18 protein-coding genes and 2 other annotated features are annotated in these 17,492 nt (G+C 36.6%); of the genes, 2 read left to right on the plus strand and 16 right to left on the minus strand.

What is annotated here, in order from left to right; all coding sequences use genetic code 11:
• The first annotated feature begins 2 nt into the window (after window positions 1–2).
• Window positions 3–365 carry an ammonia permease gene (locus BAQ49_RS30045; RefSeq protein WP_071748266.1) on the plus strand — a complete coding sequence of 121 codons (363 nt, stop codon included), beginning with the start codon at window positions 3–5 and terminating at the stop codon, window positions 363–365.
• A gap of 21 nt (window positions 366–386) precedes the next feature.
• On the opposite strand, the gene BAQ49_RS30050 is transcribed toward BAQ49_RS30045, so the two are convergent.
• Both BAQ49_RS30050 and BAQ49_RS30055 read right to left on the minus strand, forming a co-directional pair.
• Window positions 387–2,171: a DHA2 family efflux MFS transporter permease subunit gene (locus BAQ49_RS30050; protein WP_071748267.1), complete on the minus strand. Its 1,785-nt coding sequence runs from the start codon at window positions 2,169–2,171 to the stop codon at window positions 387–389.
• Between the two features lie 12 nt (window positions 2,172–2,183).
• Window positions 2,184–2,837: an HlyD family secretion protein gene (locus BAQ49_RS30055; protein WP_071748268.1), complete on the minus strand. Its 654-nt coding sequence runs from the start codon at window positions 2,835–2,837 to the stop codon at window positions 2,184–2,186.
• Between the two features lie 296 nt (window positions 2,838–3,133).
• On the opposite strand from BAQ49_RS30055, the gene BAQ49_RS30060 reads away from it, so the two are divergent.
• Window positions 3,134–3,751, plus strand: a complete 618-nt coding sequence (locus tag BAQ49_RS30060; RefSeq protein ID WP_071748269.1) for a TetR/AcrR family transcriptional regulator — start codon at window positions 3,134–3,136, stop codon at window positions 3,749–3,751.
• Window positions 3,752–3,791: 40 nt separating this feature from the next.
• Here BAQ49_RS30060 and BAQ49_RS30065 read toward each other — a convergent pair whose 3' ends face one another.
• The 14 genes from BAQ49_RS30065 to ytaF form a co-directional block, all read right to left on the minus strand.
• Window positions 3,792–4,877: a M42 family metallopeptidase gene (locus tag BAQ49_RS30065; protein WP_000163562.1), complete on the minus strand. Its 1,086-nt coding sequence runs from the start codon at window positions 4,875–4,877 to the stop codon at window positions 3,792–3,794.
• A gap of 69 nt (window positions 4,878–4,946) precedes the next feature.
• The gene (locus BAQ49_RS30070) at window positions 4,947–5,438 is read right to left on the minus strand and encodes a dUTP diphosphatase (RefSeq protein WP_000365057.1); all 492 of its coding nucleotides are present in this window, start codon (window positions 5,436–5,438) and stop codon (window positions 4,947–4,949) included.
• A gap of 501 nt (window positions 5,439–5,939) precedes the next feature.
• Window positions 5,940–6,296: a 50S ribosomal protein L20 gene (gene rplT / locus BAQ49_RS30075; RefSeq protein ID WP_001138362.1), complete on the minus strand. Its 357-nt coding sequence runs from the start codon at window positions 6,294–6,296 to the stop codon at window positions 5,940–5,942.
• 38 nt (window positions 6,297–6,334) lie between these two features.
• Window positions 6,335–6,535, minus strand: coding sequence for a 50S ribosomal protein L35 (gene rpmI, locus BAQ49_RS30080; RefSeq protein WP_001125945.1), 201 nt, complete (start codon window positions 6,533–6,535; stop codon window positions 6,335–6,337).
• Window positions 6,536–6,556: 21 nt separating this feature from the next.
• A complete protein-coding gene (gene infC / locus BAQ49_RS30085; protein ID WP_000973214.1) occupies window positions 6,557–7,060 on the minus strand; it encodes a translation initiation factor IF-3 in 504 nt (167 codons plus the stop codon).
• Between the two features lie 63 nt (window positions 7,061–7,123).
• Window positions 7,124–7,244 (minus strand) — a sequence feature (ribosomal protein L20 leader region).
• A gap of 208 nt (window positions 7,245–7,452) precedes the next feature.
• Complete coding sequence (thrS, locus tag BAQ49_RS30090; RefSeq protein WP_071748270.1) at window positions 7,453–9,390, minus strand: threonine--tRNA ligase; 1,938 nt, start codon at window positions 9,388–9,390, stop codon at window positions 7,453–7,455.
• 47 nt (window positions 9,391–9,437) lie between these two features.
• Window positions 9,438–9,666, minus strand: a binding site (T-box leader).
• 31 nt (window positions 9,667–9,697) lie between these two features.
• A complete protein-coding gene (gene ytxC / locus BAQ49_RS30095; protein WP_071748271.1) occupies window positions 9,698–10,579 on the minus strand; it encodes a putative sporulation protein YtxC in 882 nt (293 codons plus the stop codon).
• A 482-nt stretch (window positions 10,580–11,061) separates the two neighbouring features.
• The gene (gene dnaI / locus BAQ49_RS30100; RefSeq protein ID WP_071748272.1) at window positions 11,062–12,000 is read right to left on the minus strand and encodes a primosomal protein DnaI; all 939 of its coding nucleotides are present in this window, start codon (window positions 11,998–12,000) and stop codon (window positions 11,062–11,064) included.
• Between the two features lie 33 nt (window positions 12,001–12,033).
• The gene (locus BAQ49_RS30105; protein WP_071748273.1) at window positions 12,034–13,440 is read right to left on the minus strand and encodes a replication initiation and membrane attachment family protein; all 1,407 of its coding nucleotides are present in this window, start codon (window positions 13,438–13,440) and stop codon (window positions 12,034–12,036) included.
• Between the two features lie 152 nt (window positions 13,441–13,592).
• Window positions 13,593–14,054 (minus strand): transcriptional regulator NrdR, encoded by a 462-nt coding sequence (gene nrdR / locus BAQ49_RS30110; protein ID WP_001203686.1) that lies wholly within the window; start codon window positions 14,052–14,054, stop codon window positions 13,593–13,595.
• Between the two features lie 196 nt (window positions 14,055–14,250).
• Complete coding sequence (gene speD, locus BAQ49_RS30115; RefSeq protein ID WP_002003660.1) at window positions 14,251–14,634, minus strand: adenosylmethionine decarboxylase; 384 nt, start codon at window positions 14,632–14,634, stop codon at window positions 14,251–14,253.
• Window positions 14,635–15,022: 388 nt separating this feature from the next.
• Entirely contained in the window at window positions 15,023–16,051 is a 1,029-nt protein-coding gene (locus BAQ49_RS30120; RefSeq protein ID WP_071748274.1) for a glyceraldehyde-3-phosphate dehydrogenase, read from the minus strand.
• Window positions 16,052–16,160: 109 nt separating this feature from the next.
• Window positions 16,161–16,763 (minus strand): dephospho-CoA kinase, encoded by a 603-nt coding sequence (gene coaE / locus BAQ49_RS30125; protein ID WP_071748275.1) that lies wholly within the window; start codon window positions 16,761–16,763, stop codon window positions 16,161–16,163.
• A gap of 51 nt (window positions 16,764–16,814) precedes the next feature.
• The gene (gene ytaF / locus BAQ49_RS30130; RefSeq protein WP_071748276.1) at window positions 16,815–17,447 is read right to left on the minus strand and encodes a sporulation membrane protein YtaF; all 633 of its coding nucleotides are present in this window, start codon (window positions 17,445–17,447) and stop codon (window positions 16,815–16,817) included.
• Window positions 17,448–17,492 lie beyond the last annotated feature (45 nt).

Here is a 17,492-nt window from a genome sequence, read left to right on the forward strand (position 1 = left end):
ACATGGAAGTTACCGGATTGTTAGTTTGGATTATCTTAGGCCCTATTTTGATGCTATGCGAATTCATCGTGGGTATTTTTTTAATTGCTGCCGGAATTAAATACCGAAAATTACTTACCTTTATAGCGGGATTGATTAGTATATTGCTTATCGTTGTTCCTATCATTTGTATAGGCTATGGAATAGATTTAGAGCGGATGCTCCCAATTTCAGGAACTTTATATTGGAGCTTCTTCCCTTTAGCCGGACTATTAGCTATTATAAGCGGGAGACAATTCACACATATTCGTTCTATGGGGATAATTTTGTTTATAACGGGATTATGCTCTTTGACTGCTTATCACCTTTTATATTTAACTACATAAAAACATAGAAAAGCAGGGAAATTAATTCCCTGCTTTTCTATTTCGTTTATTGCCTGATGGTAAGAAGAACGATAACACCCAAGCAATACCTGCTAATATTGTTGCAATTAAGAAGGCATCGTTAATGCCGTTAATTGCAGATAGCTTTGAAATTTGTCCGAATAATAGTTGCGTGCTCATCGCATCTCCTGCTTGAGCTGACCCGGCTAATGCCGCTAAGCTTTGACCCATACCGTGTACTTTATCAACTAAAATTGGGTTTGACGTTGTTAACATATTGCCGTAATCCGCTACGTGAGCAGTAGTTTGTTGCGTCATAAGCGTGATTAATATCGCTGTTCCAATTGAACCAGCTACTTGTCTTGACGTATTTTGCGTTGCTGTACCGTGAGAAATTAATTTCATCGGTAACGCGTTCATACCAGCTGTCATAATTGGCATCATAATGAATGACATACCAATTGAACGTATAATATAATCTGTCATAATAACGCTATACGGTGTATCCATCGATAACGTTGTAAATTTATATGTCGCAAATGTTGTAATGGCTAATCCAACAATTGCTAACGGACGAATACCATACTTATCAAATAGTTTACCTGCAACTGGTCCCATAATCCCCATAATTAATGATCCTGGAAGTAATAATAAACCTGATTCCATCGGTGTAAAACCGCGAATGTTTTGCAAGTATACTGGAAGTAATAACATACCTCCGAATAATGCCATCGTTACGATTGCGTTAATTACTAATGTGAAAGTGAACGTTGGATATTTAAATACTTGCAAATCAAGCATTTTATTGTCCGTTGTTAACTCTCTCCAAATAAATACTGTTAAACCAATGACACCGATGATAAGTGTTATAATAACTTCTGCACTAGTCCAGCCATTATTTCCAGCCTCACTAAATCCGTACAGTAAGCTTCCTAGTCCAATACTTGAACTAATAACACCAAATACATCTAACTTTGTTTTAGACACCGGCTGTGCCAGTGTGAAGAATTTTAAAGATAAGAACGTAATAATTAAACCGATCACAAACATACCGTAGAACATTAAGTTCCAGCTATAATTTTCAATCACCCAACCTGTTATAGTTGGTCCGATAGCTGGCGCTAAAATCATTGCTACCCCTAGTAATCCCATCGCTGCTCCGCGCTTATGAGGCGGGAATAATGTCATGAAGATATTCATACCAACCGGCATTAAAATACCTGCACCGACCGCTTGAATAATACGGCCCGTCATCATCATTGTAAAGTTACCTGATGTAGCACAAATGATAGATCCTACTGTGAAGAATAACATTGCCGCTACGAATAATTTACGATACGTAAATCGTGAAACTAAAAAGGCACTAATCGGTACTAAAATTCCGTTTACAAGCATGAAGCCTGTAATTAACCATTGGGCCGTTGAAGTTGATACGTTAAATTCATTCATTAATGGAGGTAATGCAACATTAATGATCGTTTGATTTAAAATAGAAATGAACATACCAAGAATTAATACAGTTACAACTGCCTTTACATTCACATTCTCTACCGGCAATTGTCTCTTCAGCATTTCTTTTTCCTGTTTCACTTGCTCTTGCTTCCCTGTTTCTAATTCCACTACGTTAGAAGCTTCTGTTTCTTGTTTTTGTTCAAGTTCTGTTTCTGCTTTAGTTACCTCTATTTTACTTACGGCTGGGACTTGTTCTTCTCCCATATTCGTTTTTTTCTTTCGTAAAAGACGATTTACAAGGAAGAAGACGATTATACAAAATAGTGCATATCCTACAATTGCAATTGAGGACATCTCATCTCCCCCTTACTTATGAATACGAACTGACACATTCATTCCAGGAACAATATTTACTGATTTACTATGGTCTAAAGAAATTTTAACTGGTACAACTTGCTTTACTTTCGTATAGTTCGCTGTTGCGTTACTTGATGGTAACATCGAGAATGTATTCGCTGTTGTTAATCCAACTTGTTCTACTTTTCCTGTTAACGTTGTATCTGGGTATGCATCCACATATACATCTACTGTTTGACCTTTTTGAACATCATCAATAGTTGTCTCTTCAATGTTGGCTGTTACCCATAAATTATTCATATCAAATGCGTAAGCAATTGGGCTTCCCGCTCCAACGAATGCATTTGTTGTTGTGTTTGATTGTACAACCGTAGCATTTTGCGGAATTATTACGTCTACTGTTTGTTCTCCATTTGCTGCCGCTACAGTAACAGCACCTAATTTATCGTTCTCATTGTAATTTTTGCCTACTTCAGCTTTCCAGTCGGTTAATTTACCCGCTACTGGTGACGCAATTGGAATTACCTTTCCGTCAATTTTTGCATTGTCTGTTTTTAAATAGTTTTCCGTTTGATTGTAATAGTAATAACCGCCAATACCGCCGCCAACTAATACAATTAATGTGATAATGTTGATAATTACCATTCTTCGAAACTGATTCATTGCATTCCTCTCCTTATATCGCATATAATTTTTTTCTAAACTATTTACATCCTTATTGTTTATATTGTTTAATTGTTAATTATATTAACTTTTAAACAAAAAAATCACACCCTTTGCAGTACAAACCTTATTTCGTCTGTCTGCGAGCGGTGCTGATTTCTGAAGGACTATCGTTTATAATTATAAATAATTATGCCGAATCTACAACCAACAATTTAAACCTATATGTTGTTTAAGCAACATTACACTATATATGTGTTGTTTAAGTTAAAAAAAATAAACGGGGTGAAGTAAAAATGTCTATTAAAAATACAAATGATCCACGTGTAAAACGAACGAGACAACTCATACAGGATGCTTTTGTCGCTTTAGTAGGCGAAAAGGGCTTCGAAAATGTAACTGTGCAACATATCGCGGAACGTGCTCCTGTAAATCGCGCTACATTTTATAGCCATTACCATGATAAATATGATTTATTAGACAAAAGCATTGAAGAAATGTTAGAGAGCTTAACGGAAGTAATTAAACCGAAAAATAAAAATAAAGAAGAGTTTCAACTTACATTTGATTCTCCAAATCCAACCTTTTTAGCTTTATTCGAACATATTGCAGCAAATGTAAATTTCTATAACGTTATGCTTGGTGATAAAGCAGCTGGAAATTACTCTTATAAAATGATGAAAACAATCCAAACACATTTAACATTGAGTTTATCTATTTCACAGCCAGATGATGAAGAACTTATGGTTCCCCGTGACATTCTTATTAGTTACGTTACCGGTGCTCACATCGGAATGATTATGTCATGGTTAAAAAGAGGCATGATTTATACCCCTCATTTCATGGCAATGCAATTAACTCGCTTAATTATTTTAGGAGCTCACACTGCAGCAGGGTTAGAAAGACCATTTTAAAATGCAAAAAGCGAAGGGATTTTTCCCTTCGCTTTCTCTATTAATTAAAAGTAATGTTATGTACAGCCTCTTTATCAAGACGTTTAATAACTTCTACAATTAACTTCACGGCATTTTCATAGTCATCACGGTGTAACATTGCCGCATGAGAATGAATGTAGCGTGTCGCAATCGTAATTGCCATAGACGGAATACCGTTTACAGAAATGTGAATTGCTCCTGCATCTGTTCCCCCGCCCGCTACAGAATCATACTGATACGGAATTTGTAATTCATCAGCAACATCAACAACGAAATCACGTAAACCTGTATGGCCAATAACAGAAGCATCATATAAAATGATCTGCGGTCCATCGCCCATTTTACTTTGCGCTTCTTTTGACGTTACACCCGGTGTATCTCCAGCGATACCAACATCTACTGCGAACGCGATATCTGGTTTGATATAATTCGCAGATGTTTTTGCACCACGAAGACCAACCTCTTCTTGTACAGTTCCAACGCCGTATACAACGTTTGGATGTTTTTCATCTTTTAATTGTTTTAATACGTCAATTGCAATCGCACAACCGATTCGGTTATCCCATGCTTTTGCAAGTAACATCTTTTCGTTCTTCATTACTTGGAATTCAAAGTAAGGTACAACTTGATCCCCTGGTCTTACGCCCCACTCCATTGCCTCTTCTTGGCTAGAAGCACCAATATCGATGAACATGTCTTTAATGTCAACTGGCTTTTTACGAGCTTCTGGAGGTAAAATGTGCGGTGGTTTCGAGCCAATCACACCTGTTATATCTCCTTTACGCGTTACAATTGTTACGCGCTGTGCAAGCATAACTTGCGACCACCAGCCACCAACCGTTTGGAAACGAAGGAAGCCTTTGTCATCAATTTGCGTAAGCATAAAGCCAACTTCATCTAAATGACCTGCAACCATAATTTTCGGGCCATTTTCTTCCCCAACTTTTTTCGCAACTAAACTTCCTAAATTATCAGTAGAAAGTTCATCTGCAAACGGCTCAATATATTTCTTCATTACTTCACGTGGTTCGCGCTCATTACCCGCAATACCGCGTGCGTCTGTTAATTCTTTTAGCATTGTCAATGTCGCGTCTAATTTTGTCATTGCCAACACCCTCCTTTTTCTTCAGTCACTTTATTATACAAAAGGAAATTGAAATATTCAAAAATTAACTTAGTATCCTTGTGTTTGACGCTGATGATTTACTTCATTTTTGTCTAAATACGCTTTTTCAATCTCCTCTTGTTCAAACTCAAGTGCTTGTCCAAGTCGAAGGTAGCTTGTAAATAATTCAATATAGTTTGTAATAGATGGTTGATCTGTAAAACGAATCACTTTCGCATATGTGTCTAAGAAAATTTCCACTTGTGTTTTATTCGTTTGCGCACATTTATAGAATAAGAAGTTTTTATCAATTCCTAAATCGATTCCGATTGATAAGATAAAATGCAAACCATCTACGTATTCTTCTAATATTACTTCACGCTCTGATGCTGGTTTATTGCTCCAATATTTAAAACAACGTGTTTCATTTGCAAGTTCTCCAATTTCTACAAGTAGAGCTAACATTTTTTCTTTTAACAACTTTTTCGGTTGTAAGTCATGTTCTTTCACAATACGGTCATCTAATTCTTTTTGTAATTTAAATAGTTGTAGTAAGTCCATTCTATTGTCCTCCTCCAACATCGCATTTTTACGTAACAATGTTGTTTCATCTCAAAGTTCATTATAATTTTTCAGTTCTTATTAACAAGTCAGCTACCTAACTCTTTATAAAATAGCTTGTCCTTAATTCGCAAATACGTTTCAATCATCGCTATTCGATTGTTCACCTCATTGGTGATGGCTAATACTTAGCCGAGGATAACACCCCACTGATTAAAGTTTTACTTTATCTGATGAAAGTTCCATATCATCTTTCCATTATAGCAGTGTCGTTTCTGCTAGGAAAGATACTCTTCTTTCCAAAGGAACATAAATAAAAAAAGCCAGGAGGATTCTCCCGACTTTATACACATATTCTTCTATATCACTATAGTTTTCGCATTGATTTTGTCATATCGATAACGATAATAAGTAAAGGATTTTGCAAATCATTGAATATTTGCAAGGAATGTAAATAAAAAAACCTTAGAAGAAAAATCTTCTAAGGTTTCAACTAATTAATTAGTTAATGTTGTTTTTTGCAACTGTTGCTAATTCAGCGAAAGCTTTTTCGTCATGAACAGCTAAGTCAGCAAGCATCTTGCGGTTAACTTCGATGCCAGCATTTTTAAGACCGTGCATTAAGCGGCTGTAAGAAAGACCATTCATACGAGCTGCTGCGTTGATACGTGTAATCCATAATTTACGGAAGTCACGTTTCTTTTGGCGGCGGTCACGGAATGCATACATTAGAGATTTCATAACCTGTTGGTTAGCAACCTTGAATAATGTATTTTTAGAACCGTAATAACCTTTTGCTAATTTTATTACTTTTTTACGACGTTGACGAGTAACTGTACCACCTTTTACTCTTGGCATAATATTACCTCCTAGTTTGTTCTATATATCAGCCGAACTTATTTTAAGTTGTCAAGCATTTGACGAATGCGTTTGAAGTCACCAGCGCTTACTACACCAGCTTTACGTAGTTTACGTTTAGCTTTTGTAGATTTGTTAGCGAATAAATGGCTTGTGTAAGCGTGAGAACGTTTCAGTTTACCTGATCCAGTCTTTTTGAAACGCTTTGCAGCGCCGCGATGAGTTTTTTGTTTAGGCATAGGTATTTCCTCCTCTATCTATTACTTATCGTTTTTCGGTGCTAAAACTAAGAACATACTACGTCCTTCCATTTTAGGCTTAGATTCAATTGTACTAACTTCAGCACAAGCTTCTGAGAAGCGATCTAAAACACGTTGACCGATTTCTTTATGAGTAATGGCACGTCCTTTAAAGCGAATTGACGCTTTAACCTTGTCGCCTTTCTCTAAAAACTTGATAGCATTACGAAGTTTTGTGTTAAAGTCGTGTTCATCAATTGTTGGACTTAAACGAACTTCTTTCATGCTGATTACTTTTTGATTTTTGCGCTGTTCTTTTTCTTTCTTCTGTTGCTCAAAGCGGAATTTACCGTAGTCCATAATGCGGCATACTGGCGGTTTCGCATTTGGAGCAACTAATACTAAATCAAGATTAAGATTTGCAGCTAAGTCTAAAGCGTCATTACGAGACTTGATTCCAAGTTGATCGCCATTTGCACCAACTAAACGTACTTCACGTGCACGAATTTGCTCGTTAATCATCATATCCTTGCTAATAGTAAGCCACCTCCAAGGTTTTTTCAGAATATGTTTTGTAATTGTAGAACCCGAACAAAAAAAGTGCGGGCATACGGCACCCACACTTGTAATATCTTAAGTAAGAAATACATTTACCTGCTAACTGCGAATGCGTCCATCAGGTGAGAAGCGGGTGCTTCTACTTGTTCCAAAACCATATTCTATTATCCTTGATGAGTTTATCATAGGACATGACGTCTGTCAAGAAGACGCGATGTGTTTTACTAACAACAAGAAATATTGTAACAAACAACTAACATACTTGCAATACTTTTTTATGATAAGTGTTACATGGTTATTTTTTCTAATTCTCTTCACTTATATTACATAGAAAAGCCGCGGTATACCGCGGCTCTTTCTTATCGTTTTCCTTCTACTTTAATCATGTCAACAAAAGCATCTAATGCAATTGTTTCTGATTTTTGTTCACCATATTTACGTACGTTTACGCCGTTTTCAGCCACTTCATTGTCACCTACTACAAGCATGTACGGGATTTTTTGCATTTGTGCTTCACGGATTTTGTAACCAATTTTCTCTTCACGAGTGTCTAATTCAACACGGATACCAGCACGTCGTAATTCATCTTGTACTTTCTTCGCATAGTCTAAATGCACTTGCGGAGAAACAGGAATTACTTGCGCCTGAACTGGAGCTAACCAAGTTGGGAATGCGCCTTTGTATTCTTCAATTAAGAAGGCTACGAAACGTTCCATAGTTGATACAACACCACGGTGGATTACAACTGGACGATGTTGTTTACCGTCTTCACCAACGTAAGTTAATTCAAAGCGTTCCGGAAGTAAGAAGTCTAATTGTACAGTTGAAAGTGTTTCGTCTTTTCCAAGAGCAGTACGAACTTGAACGTCAAGTTTTGGACCGTAGAATGCCGCTTCACCTTCAGCTTCATAGTAATCAAGACCCATTTCATCCATAGCTTCTTTTAACATACCTTGTGCTTTTTCCCACATCTCATCATCAGCATAATACTTTTTAGTATCTGCTGGGTCGCGATAAGATAGACGGAATGAATAGTTTTCTAAGCCGAAATCTTTGTACACTTCTAAAGTTAAGTTTACAACACGTTTTAACTCTTCTTTAATTTGATCTGGGCGAACGAAAATGTGCGCATCGTTTAAAGTCATTCCGCGTACACGTTGTAGTCCAGATAACGCACCTGACATTTCGTAACGGTGCATTGTTCCAAGTTCCGCAATACGGATTGGTAATTCACGATAGCTGTGAATATCATTTTTATAAACCATCATATGGTGAGGGCAGTTCATTGGACGAAGAACTAATTCTTCATTATCCATTTCCATTGATGGGAACATGCCGTCACGGTAGTGATTCCAGTGACCAGAAGTTTCATATAGCTCTCTGCTTCCTAGTACTGGAGTGTATACGTGATCATAACCTAAGCTTGCTTCTTTATCAACGATATAACGCTCGATAATACGGCGAATTGTTGCACCTTTTGGTAACCAAAGCGGTAAACCTTGTCCTACTTTTTGGCTATTAGTAAATAGTTTTAATTCTTTACCTAATTTACGGTGATCGCGCTCTTTTGCTTCTTCAAGCATACGTAAGTGCTCATCTAATTCTGCTTTCTTAACGAATGCAGTACCGTAAATACGTTGTAACATTTTATTATTGCTATCGCCGCGCCAGTAAGCACCTGCAACGCTTAATAATTTAAATACTTTAATCTTTCCTGTAGATGGAAGGTGAACACCACGGCAAAGGTCGAAGAATTCGCCTTGCTCATAGATTGAAATAACTGCATCTTCTGGAAGATCGTTAATTAAATCTAATTTTAACTCATCGCCGATTTCTTCAAAGCGACGAAGCGCTTCTGCACGTGGTACTTCATGACGAACGATTTCTAAGTTCTCGTTCACGATTTTTTGCATTTCTTTTTCGATTTTCTTGAAGTCTTCAACTGTAATTGCTTCTTCCATATCAATATCGTAGTAGAAGCCATTTTCGATTACTGGACCAATGCCAAGCTCAAGCTTAACATCTTTATATAAACGTTTTAACGCTTGTGCTAAAAGGTGAGCTGTTGAATGGCGTAAAATATATAAGCCATCTTCAGAATCTAATGTAATAATAGAAACTGCACCATCTTCTTCGATTGGTGTAACAAGATCGATCATCTCATCGTTTAATTTTCCAGCCACAGCTTTTTTCTTTAAGCCTGGGCTAATAGAAGCTGCGATTTCTTCAGTTGTTACGCCTTTTGGAAACTCCTTCACAGCTCCATCAGGGAAAGTAATTTTAACTACATCTGCCATCACTGGTCACTCCTCTTTTTCTCAAAATAAAAAACACTCATCCCGTAAAAAGGGACGAGTGTTGAATTCGTGGTTCCACCCTTGTTCCAATTAACATGATTGTTAATTGCTCAAGTTCAACATAACGGTGTTGTCCGTTAGCAATTACTAGAAAAATCGTTCACTGCTAAAGTTTAGAGGTGGTAAGTAATAATCCCGTACTAGGAAGCTCACACCCTAAGGCTTCCCTCTCTGAAAATCGTAGATAACTACTCATGTCCTCATCATGACATTTCAATATATTTCATTTATGTAGGTAATTATATGCTCAAAAACTTAGAAAATCAAGGGCGTTACCTTTATTTTTAAAATTTTTCACATTGCGCTCAAACTCATGTAATCCATGTAATTGGACCCGTTCTTGAAATACATTTCGCAAAGTAACAATCATGTTATGATCTTGTTCTTTCGTATATAAGTAAATCTTTTTCGGCGAAATAGAAAGAAGCGGTGCAATTACTTTCGTATCAATATATACATCCTTTTGCTTTAATAATTCCTCATCTATATATTGGACCAACCTCTCCTGTTTTAAACGTCTACCTTTATCATCATAGAAAATAAAACTTTCATCGAAAATAAGATGCACACAGGACAACCGTGATTTCCGGCCACTTACTTGTTGACGAAGGGTCTCAATGAACATTTGATATTCTTGCTCCATTTTGTACTCATCAATTGCAACTTCAGCAAGTCTGGCTACCATTTCCCTATATGTACGAAGGCGAAAACGAACATATGATGAAAACGAGAATGAAAGCGGATCACAAAGCCAATCATTTAAAGATGACATAATATAGGTCTCAAACTTATGACGCGTTAAATCACGAGCCACTCCTTTTCTTCTTTCTTTTAATATCTCCTGTGCCATATGCAAGATTTGATGACACTCTTCTTGTTCTTCGTAAAAAAACTTTTCCTTTAAAATGGTATGAATCCATTCATTTTGTTTCACATTCATAATGAAATATAGTAGTACTGGCAATAAAATCTTTTCAATATAATTCGATTCACATAATGGTATATGAATAATAACCTTTTTCCCATCTAAATATACACTTGTTTCCTTGTATAAAGATTCCGTTCTTTTCTTTAGTTGTCTGTATACGTGCGCAGCATCATTTTTTTCTTCGAAGCAAATTTCAATCACTTTTGTCCCCCCTTTTATCCCCGCTCTAAAGGATTGCATCTATACGTTACAAATCCTATAAGAGTCCGATCTGTGGAAGTTCACTCTTAGTAGAAATATATCTCCCATCGTTAGAAAATCCACTCGATATGGCTTGCTAATTTTATATATATTAAGGGGGAGAGAAAAAAATGATACAAGCTACTATGAATTTTCAACAATTTGACCATTATGATAAAGTGAAACTTTAAACGGTCGGGTTTTTGTTCATCCCCACTGATTATCAGCCCTCACGAATTAGGATAAACGGACGGTATTCAGATGTTTGAGTATATACATTATAAAAATTAAATCGAAAGGTTTCTTCTTCATATGTAAACCGCTTAAGAGTTACTACATTGTTATGAAGAAAGCGTTAGTTTTAGACACCTTGAATACTTTGATCTTATCTCCCAAAAATCATCACTATAACAAAAAAAGAGCAAGCTTCTCAGCTTGCTCTTTTACTTATGACGACGGTTCTTCCCACCAATTGGAATTGGCTTCGCTAAATATTTAATTCGTTCCATAATACGTGCTGCTTTCATTTGTTCTGCTTCACCGCGCTGTGTATACGTCAAATGATGTTCCAACTCCTTGAAATCAAAGTTAGACGTAAAGAACGTCGGTAAGTTTTCTAACATACGGAACTGCAAGATTGCGCCAAGCACATCATCACGCACAAAACTTGACATCGCTTCTGCTCCGATATCATCTAACATTAATACTTGTACGCGTTTAACTGCATCAATCTTTTCACCAATCGAATTATCTTGAATCGAACTTTTAATTTCACGTAGAAATTCAGGGAAGTATACGAGCATCGAACTAATTTTCTTTCGAGCAAGCTCATTTGCAATTGCGCCTAAAAGATACGTTTTCCCTACACCAAATTTACCGTACAAATATAAACCTTGTACTTTTTTACCCGGTTCGTATGTGTTTAAAAATTCATTCGCTGCACCTATTGCATCAATACGTGCATCTAACTCTGAAGGGTCTAAATTTTCCATAGTTGCCTGTAAAATGTCAGCTGGCATATATACACTTTGAACAAGTTTTTCATATTTTTTTCTCTCATCATACGCTACTTTTCTAATGCAACGATCGTATTGAATATCAATCATCTTACCTTGGATGACGAGCTTCGGCTCATATCCTTGTAGCATGTTTTTACATGACCCTAAATCCGGACAATCCGCACACCCTACACTTTGTCCAATATATTCATACAACTTCACAAGGCTACGCTCAATCATAGAAGTCGTTACTTCACCTTTATGTTCGTCTATAAATGCTTTCACACGCGGATGCGCCATCACTTCTGTCTTTAAGACTTCATATCTATTTTTAAAATTTTTATTTTCCATTAATTTCGTAAATGAATTTTGAATATGCTCCATTTCCTCACCTCAAAGAGCGTTCATTCTCTTTTATTAATCACGCTTATATTTTTTCAACACTTCTTCTAATCGCTTCCGTTCATCTTCTAACGAACTTGTATTTTTCTCAACACTCACGTCCGTTTTCACAGTTTCTTTCACTTCTTCTTTTGGCTCTTCTTTAAGCCAATCTGGCACCATTTCTCTTCGCACTGTTTTCTTCGCCGTACGACCTTTTTTCTTCGTCTCAGCCCACTCTTGATATTGACGGTTTTCTTCTTTCGCTAACGCCATCGCTTCAGCTACTGTACCGACCTTTTTTCGTGCCCAATGTCCAGCAATCTTCTCAACATACGTTTTCGCAAGTTTCATATCTGAGCGTAGCATAACATAATAAATAAGTACATTCACAACCCCTGGCGTTAACTTTTGGTTTATCATTACATCCTCAACAATTTGCAAGTCTGCTTTCGTTGCTTCTGCACCACCTGAAATTTCTTTCAATAGTTGTTTTGGCGATATTTCCTCTAACTGCTTCATTAGCATTTCTTCTTGCGTAGATGGCTCTTTCTCTTTCATAGTACGTGCAGCATGAGGTTGCACTCTTTCACTTAATACTGGTAATGCTTGACCATTTTCAAATTGATACCAATCACGAGCTCCTTTTCGAAGTCTTTCAATATCAATTGTTTGCACCTCTGTCACCGTACCAAGAACGATATTTTGCATTGATAACACATCCACACCATACACATAAGCAAGTGTAATGATACACTCTCGTACTTGATCTGTAATTGCCTTTTTAGGAACTAGCGCTGATAATCCTTCCATAAATAAAGAGAAATCAAAGAAATCATTCCAAACTTTCGGAACATCCCCCTTCTCGTTACTTGGCATAGTTGTCGTTTTGGGGATACGAAGTTCTTCTTGCGCATGCTCAAACTGACCTGGGTTAAATGAATCAAATACATCATTGAAGGAGCGCGTAACATTTTCATAAGAAGCAAAATCGAATTCTTCTTCTAAGAAATATTGCTTTACTTGGTTATATTTTGTCCGACTCAATCGATTGTATAAAAAGATACTTAAAACAATATCATCAAAAAACTGCTTCGGAGATAACGGTGGTTGCAACTCATATATAAACATTCGAATGTCTTTTTCTTTTTTAATATATACATTTAAAAGCCCAATCGCCTCTAACTTTACTCGTTCCTCATATATTTCAGGAAGTTGCATTTGCATGGTCACCATAAGGGAGTGATGTGTATTCTCTTTTCCAAATACACGATCTTGCTCAAGCTCCCCCCATAGCGTCATGTATAAGCTAAAAGCTCTACTACCTATTAACGGCTGATACAACATTGTTAAAACTTTCCGGTCGTAATTATGTAACAACCCTTTCGCACTTACCTTATAACGATCAATCGGCAATAGCTCCATCCATGACTGTTTTTCCATTCTTGCTTTCCCTTTCTCTCATCCAATCTAACCTATATTTCACTCGTTCATCTTTATTATATAATTTCTTAGCGAAAAAGAGCTATTAGCTTCCGCTTCTAGCTCTCTTATCTCATTTACTTACAGTATATAAAGAGAATATACTACACCTTCTACTCTCTCTCTTTTTGCAGTATATCTTTTAATTCTTCAATAAATACATTTAAATCTTTAAATTGACGATACACAGAAGCAAAACGTACATAAGCAACATCATCAATATCACGAAGTTCTTCCATAACAATTTCACCAATCATATCACTTTTCACTTCTGAAATACCTAAGTTACGAAGTTCACGCTCCACACTTTGTGTCACTTCTTCTAACTGCCTTAAAGATACAGGTCTTTTTTCACACGCTTTAATTAAACCGCGTAAAATCTTCTCTTTATTAAACTCTTCTCGTGTTCCTTCTTTTTTAACAACGATAAGAGGTGATTCTTCTACTCTTTCAAATGTTGTAAAGCGACTTAAACAGCTTTCACACTCTCTTCTTCTTCGAATAGAGCGCCCCTCGTCTACCGGACGCGAATCTAACACTCTTGTGCCATTATGAAAACAGGATGGACAACGCAATTCATTCACTCCTTTACACTATAATCTTTATTTTTTCGCTACTCACCTACATGTGAAAATATATATACAATATTATATAACTCATTCTTATACACTGACCACTCTAAGTTATTACATATCATGATCCTATTTTATATAAACTAAAAAAGAGGTGCATTATACACCTCTTTACATTTTAAATCAATTATGTTCTTTTTTAAAGAGCTTTTGTTTCTCTCTGCTTAATTTCGAAGCTACCAGTGCCTCGAGGAAGCTCGATGCTCTCACGCGTTTTCGCGTTTAAACCTTCTGCAATATATTCTGCAGCAACATTTGGATCAATACGATCCCCACAAGTATAAACATCAATACTTGCGTAACCGTGCTCCGGAAAGCTATGAATTGTTAAATGTGATTCCGAGATAATTACTACTCCACTTACACCTTGTGGTGCAAATTTATGAAAAGCAACCTCACGTACTTCAGCACCAGCTCTTAGTGCTGCATCCACAAATAATTGTTCAATATACGGCATGTCATTAAGCTTGTCGAAATCGCAATCCCAAAGTTCAGCGATCACGTGACGACCCATCGTATCCATAGTATCCATTCTACAGTTCCCCCTTGTAAATTTATTCTAACTGTTCGAATTGAAAACTAATTTGCAATTTGGCTTGCTCCACTACCACGGGGGAAAGTTAGTCCAGAGAGGTCCTAACCCTTTAAGTAGTGACTACGTACCTCAGCTCTTAAGTTTACGAGTGTTAGTATACTTTGTTTATTTTCATTTTGCAACAACAGTTTTTTCGATTTTCTGTCATATTTTCCTCTTTACTTTTCCCTAAAAAAAATTATTGATTCACAAATACAGTAATCCCAACGTTTCGTGGTATGTCCACTATTTGAAGATATACTCATATAATTTTTATCCTTTTCAGAAAAAAATAAAAAAAGAGGGCAAATTTCCACTTGCCCTCTCCCTCGTTCACTTAAATATGTTGCACATTTTTTTGTTTCGCTAATTCATCAACAACTAACGTTACAAGATCTACAACACGACGAGAGTAGCCCCACTCGTTATCATACCAAGCAAGTACTTTCACTTTACGATCACCCATTACCATTGTAGATAAACCATCAATAATAGCTGAGTGTGTATTTGTATTAAAGTCGATAGACACTAAAGGCTCTTCACTGAATTCTACAATTCCTTTTAACTCACCGTTTGCAACAGTTTTGAATGCTTCATTAATATCTTCAACTGTTACATCACGTTTTACATCTACTACTAAGTCAACAAGAGACACGTTTGGTGTTGGTACACGAAGTGCCATACCATGAAGTTTTCCATCTAAATGCGGAAGAACTTTTGCAAGCGCTTTCGCAGCGCCCGTCGTTGTCGGAATGATTGACTGTCCGCAAGCACGTGCTCTTCTTAAATCTTTATGTGGGTTATCAATATTTTTTTGGTCATTTGTATAAGCGTGAACAGTTGTCATTAAACCGTTTTCAATTCCGAACTGCTCATCTAACACCTTTACAACAGGTGCTAAACAGTTTGTTGTACAAGATGCATTTGAAATAACGGTATGTTTTGTAATATCTAATTGATCTTCGTTCACACCAACTACAATTGTTACATCTTCATTTTTACCAGGCGCTGTTAAAATAACTTTTTTCGCTCCAGCTTCAACGTGAAGAATTGCTTTTTCTTTTGAATTAAATTTACCAGTTGCTTCAATTACAACTTCAACACCTAGATCTGTCCAAGGCAATTCCTTTGGATCACGGTTGTTTAAAAGACGAATCATTTTCCCATCTACTAATAAGTGATCTTCAAATGCTTCCACTGTTCCGGCAAACTTACCGTGTACTGTATCATATTTAATTAAATGTGCTAACGTTTCGGACGGATAGCTTGCATTGATTGCTACAATTTCGAATGCGCTTTCTTTTATTGCTTGACGAAACACCATTCTCCCAATACGTCCAAATCCATTAATTGCCACACGAGTCATAATATGTTATCCCCCTTGAATGCGTTATACTATTTATCTCTAATCCCAATAATAGTATAACACAAAAAGGAGGAATGTCACTAAGCATTTTCATTAATTTCACAATTTTTTAGTTAATAATGTTCCAATTCTTTAAAATCACCTGTAATTGTGTTTTCGTTCCCATAATTGTGCCATCATTATTTATCACTTCATCTGCACGCTTTACTTTTTCTTCTAATGGCATTTGAGATTGAATACGTGCCGTTGCTTCTTCTTCTGAAAAATTATTACGTTTCATTAAACGTTCTAATTGCGTACTCGGCATAACTGCTACAACTAAAACACAATCAACGAGATTTGTTAATTTACTTTCAAATAAAAGAGGGATGTCTAACACAACCGCTTGCATACCTTCTTTTATGTACATCTCCTTTTGCGCATTCATTTCTTCACGTACCGCAGGATGCACAATTTTGTTTAACTGCAATCGTTTTTCTTCATTATAAAAAACGACACTTCCTAATTTAGGTCGATCAAGCTCCCCATCTTCTTGTAACACTTCCGTTCCAAACACCTCTACAATTTTGTTATATGCTGGCTTTCCTCGTTCTACAACTTCTCGCGCAATAATATCAGCATCAATAACTGGTATATTTAGTTCACGAAACATTTCTGATACCGTACTTTTTCCGCTTGCAATGCCTCCCGTTAATCCAATTACTACTGTCATAATAATCCTCCTCATATTAAAAGGCGCGAAACTAATGTTCCACGCCCATACTTACATTTTCCAAATTCCAATAATAATGAGTAATACCCCAGGCAGGAATGTAAATTTTTGTAACCATTTCATATTCGATAAAACCGTACCAAGTTTCATTCCAAGAAATAAAAATAAAGAACTCATAACCGCGACTAATATCGCCATCATAGCGGGTGCATACCCTAATAAAGATGCACCAATTCCAGCACCGAATGAATCTACAGAAAGAGCTATACCAAGAAGCAATGCTTCTCCTGCAGAAATGGTGCCTGATTTATCAAAATCTGCTACAGTCGGTTTCCGTAAAATTTGAATCACTAGCCCAAGCGAGGCAATCTCTAATTTCCAGACCTTCTCCTCTTGCTTCGGTTCTTCTTTTTTCTCACTTCGAAAAAATTGATATAATACCCAAATCCCTATTCCAATAAGAACAAGCCCACCGATACGCGTTGCGATAACAGGTGAAAATATTTTCGCGATCATATGTCCAATTCCCATTGAAACGAGCATAACAGCCGCTGAACACATTCCGATAATTACAATTGATCTTAGTGGAATTCTTACGCTTCTTAAACCATATGTTAGCCCTACACTACAGCTATCCAAGCTTAATGTAAAAGCTAATAAAATAAGAGATAAATAAAGGTACATCGGTAAACTCCTCCCTTATACATAGCTCTGCTGTATGTATATGAC

The organism is Bacillus proteolyticus (genome assembly GCF_001884065.1).
GTDB lineage: Bacteria > Bacillota > Bacilli > Bacillales > Bacillaceae_G > Bacillus_A > Bacillus_A proteolyticus.

Excerpts from the sequence above, each read along its gene's own strand:
- rpmI (WP_001125945.1), bottom strand. The coding sequence starts at position 6,535 with ATGCCTAAACAAAAAACTCATCGCGGCGCTGCAAAGCGTTTCAAAAAG.
- infC (WP_000973214.1), bottom strand. The coding sequence starts at position 7,060 with ATGATGATTAACGAGCAAATTCGTGCACGTGAAGTACGTTTAGTTGGT.
- BAQ49_RS30055 (WP_071748268.1), bottom strand. The coding sequence starts at position 2,837 with ATGAATCAGTTTCGAAGAATGGTAATTATCAACATTATCACATTAATT.
- speD (WP_002003660.1), bottom strand. The coding sequence starts at position 14,634 with ATGGATACGATGGGTCGTCACGTGATCGCTGAACTTTGGGATTGCGAT.
- BAQ49_RS30105 (WP_071748273.1), bottom strand. The coding sequence starts at position 13,440 with ATGGAAAAACAGTCATGGATGGAGCTATTGCCGATTGATCGTTATAAG.
- BAQ49_RS30045 (WP_071748266.1), top strand. The coding sequence starts at position 3 with ATGGAAGTTACCGGATTGTTAGTTTGGATTATCTTAGGCCCTATTTTG.
- dnaI (WP_071748272.1), bottom strand. The coding sequence starts at position 12,000 with ATGGAGCATATTCAAAATTCATTTACGAAATTAATGGAAAATAAAAAT.
- ytaF (WP_071748276.1), bottom strand. The coding sequence starts at position 17,447 with ATGTACCTTTATTTATCTCTTATTTTATTAGCTTTTACATTAAGCTTG.
- BAQ49_RS30065 (WP_000163562.1), bottom strand. The coding sequence starts at position 4,877 with ATGACAAAATTAGACGCGACATTGACAATGCTAAAAGAATTAACAGAC.
- BAQ49_RS30050 (WP_071748267.1), bottom strand. The coding sequence starts at position 2,171 with ATGTCCTCAATTGCAATTGTAGGATATGCACTATTTTGTATAATCGTC.
- BAQ49_RS30070 (WP_000365057.1), bottom strand. The coding sequence starts at position 5,438 with ATGGACTTACTACAACTATTTAAATTACAAAAAGAATTAGATGACCGT.
- BAQ49_RS30060 (WP_071748269.1), top strand. The coding sequence starts at position 3,134 with ATGTCTATTAAAAATACAAATGATCCACGTGTAAAACGAACGAGACAA.
- thrS (WP_071748270.1), bottom strand. The coding sequence starts at position 9,390 with ATGGCAGATGTAGTTAAAATTACTTTCCCTGATGGAGCTGTGAAGGAG.
- coaE (WP_071748275.1), bottom strand. The coding sequence starts at position 16,763 with ATGACAGTAGTAATTGGATTAACGGGAGGCATTGCAAGCGGAAAAAGT.
- BAQ49_RS30120 (WP_071748274.1), bottom strand. The coding sequence starts at position 16,051 with ATGACTCGTGTGGCAATTAATGGATTTGGACGTATTGGGAGAATGGTG.
- rplT (WP_001138362.1), bottom strand. The coding sequence starts at position 6,296 with ATGCCAAGAGTAAAAGGTGGTACAGTTACTCGTCAACGTCGTAAAAAA.